This window comes from Candidatus Pelagibacter communis (assembly GCF_001180205.1).
GTDB lineage: Bacteria > Pseudomonadota > Alphaproteobacteria > Pelagibacterales > Pelagibacteraceae > Pelagibacter > Pelagibacter ubique_O.
The window spans coordinates 1-2,207 of the sequence record NZ_CVSU01000011.1 but is presented as its reverse complement, the minus strand read 5'-3'; the positions used below and the strand labels follow the sequence as shown (position 1 = coordinate 2,207).

At 27.6% G+C, this 2,207-nt stretch carries 3 protein-coding genes and 1 pseudogene; 3 read left to right on the top strand and 1 reads right to left on the bottom strand.

Translation table 11 applies throughout. The features are described from left to right. From AMO08_RS00565 to AMO08_RS05710, 3 genes and pseudogenes are all read left to right on the top strand, one after another. Positions 1-940: pseudogene (locus AMO08_RS00565) on the top strand (hypothetical protein); the annotation flags it as partial. Positions 941-942: 2 nt separating this feature from the next. Beyond that, entirely contained in the window at positions 943-1,554 is a 612-nt protein-coding gene (locus AMO08_RS00560; RefSeq protein ID WP_075484284.1) for a DUF3726 domain-containing protein, read from the top strand. Next, on the top strand, positions 1,547-1,714 hold the full coding sequence (locus AMO08_RS05710) for a hypothetical protein (protein WP_168189248.1): 168 nt from the start codon (positions 1,547-1,549) through the stop codon (positions 1,712-1,714). Before AMO08_RS00560 ends, AMO08_RS05710 begins: the two co-directional genes overlap by 8 nt. Here AMO08_RS05710 and AMO08_RS00555 read toward each other — a convergent pair. Next, the coding region (locus AMO08_RS00555) for a hypothetical protein (RefSeq protein ID WP_075484283.1) at positions 1,711-2,207 on the bottom strand (497 nt) is incomplete at its 5' end. The genes AMO08_RS05710 and AMO08_RS00555 overlap by 4 nt on opposite strands.

The following is a 2,207-nucleotide window of genomic DNA, read 5'->3' as shown; positions in this document are numbered from 1 at the left end:
TATGGCTCCATTTATAGTCAATCACCCAACTTTATTAAATAATTGGATTTTAAGTAGAGAAAAAGCACTTAAGAAAATTAGAGAAATCAAAGATGTAGAAAGTCAAGATAGCGATTTGTTTATAGATTGTGTAAAAAAATCATTAAAAAATATTACAAGCTGGAATACTGATAGCGAATATCAGCAAAAAAAAATTTCTTCATTATTAAAGGATGTTGAAAAATTCTTAAATTTTATAGATAAAGATTTTAATTTTAAGAGCGAATATCCTTTTAACAAAATCTATCAATGGTTAGAGGATAATACTTGCGAGGAATGTATTGAATACATAGTGTCAATAATGATGGAACCTTATAACGATATTATAAATCCTTTGGTAAAAGAAATGAGTTCAGACGAAGAAAAATATTTTAATATTCCAACTCATAGAAAAGTTGAAGAATTGCGTAATATCATTGAAGCAAAGTATCCTAATATTCTAGATATTAATTTTGAAGAAAAAGAAAATAATAAAAACTTTTGGTTTATTTCAAAAAATAAAGAAGAACCTAGATTGGCGGATCGTTTTGAAGAACATGGATCAGAATTAGAACAGCCTTTAGCAATAGCAAGAGATATAAAAAAACTGTATGACAAATTATTAGTCTCAAAAAATAGTTTAACTATTGCTGAGTTTTTAACTTCAAATTCTGAGTTAAGACATGTCGTAAGAAGAGCGTTTATTGTAGAAAAATTTCCTTATTCAGAAATACAAGATAATACAATTGGTAAAGATTTAATGCCAATTGATATGCTAAGACTAAAATTGTCTTTTTTTGGGGCATTAAAATTTGATCCACGATCTGACAAATGGTTAAGAATTTGCATGTTCCAAGGTGCTCCACTACCAAATGAGTTAAAAAGTTATGACGAGCAGTGGGTATATAAAACCAATATTTAATAATGAGATCACTGAGTGAAATTGAAACTACTGTTAAAAGAGCTTCAAAGGCAGCAGGATATTCTTGGGGGGTTTCTGAGGAAACAGGAAAAAGTATAAGGTTATTAGAGCTATTTAGTTTACCGGGTATTAAGCACCTTAATGAATATTTAAATCAAAAAAATAAAAGTAAATTTGAAAGTTTAAATTTAATTAGTGAAAATAACTCTTCATTGAATAATCCTTACTGTCCAATTACTTTAGGTGTTAGTTTTTTAGATCAAATAAATGTTTTAGAAAATTTAAAAAAAATTGAGTTTAAAAATGTTGCTTATCCAATAATTTTTATTTCCTTCATAAGTCGTTCATCAGAAATTATTGGAAAAAAAATTAATGTTAAAATAGATGAAAAAAAAATGTTACTAAATCTAAATGTAAATATTTTTTCAAATTTTATTGATCTAGAATTTCCAAAGATAGCGAATACGATTGAGGTCAATCTACTTGAAAATGAAGATAACTTTACAGACGATGAATGGAATAATTTATACAAGTTATCCGAAGAAACTTTTGTTGAAGAGAGTGACAGTTTAAAAGAGGGTGCGGCAGGTGCTGGTTTGACAGATAATGATTGATAAAATTGATGAAAAAAATCTAAAGGTAGATACTGAAGAATTAAACAATATTTGTGATGAATGCAAAGAGGAAGATGAGAGTGTCACTCAAAATTTAATTCTTACTGGGTTTAAATTATGTAAATCTTGTAGAGTATCTAAAACTATATTTCCACTTTAACTGATTTGACTAACTGGAAGCATATTCATTCTACTCATCACAAATGAGATAGATAAAAATGCAATAATTAAAAAAGATAAAAGCACAATCCCAAAAGATTTAAAATTAGATTTTAAACTCAATATTTGTTTAGTTGAAATTATTAAACCTGCAAAAATCCAAAACTGGGTTAGAAAAATTATTGGTATCATTAAATCTGGTGTGACTGCAAAAAATCTTAATAAACCAGGAGCATGAGCAAAACCAACGGCTGTTAAAACTTTTTTAAAAGAAACTTTAGTTTGTTTGTCAGGAAATAATTTAACTCCTATTACAAAAATAAAAATCGCCCATATTAGCCAGGTTACTATTGCAGTTAGACCGGACATTGCAATAGCTGTTTTAATAATAGTATTTGCAGCTACTGCTCCAGCAATACCATCTAGGATCATTATAATCCCAGCAAAGTATATTGATGCTTCTCCAAAATTTTTATTATCCGAATAAAGAGTTT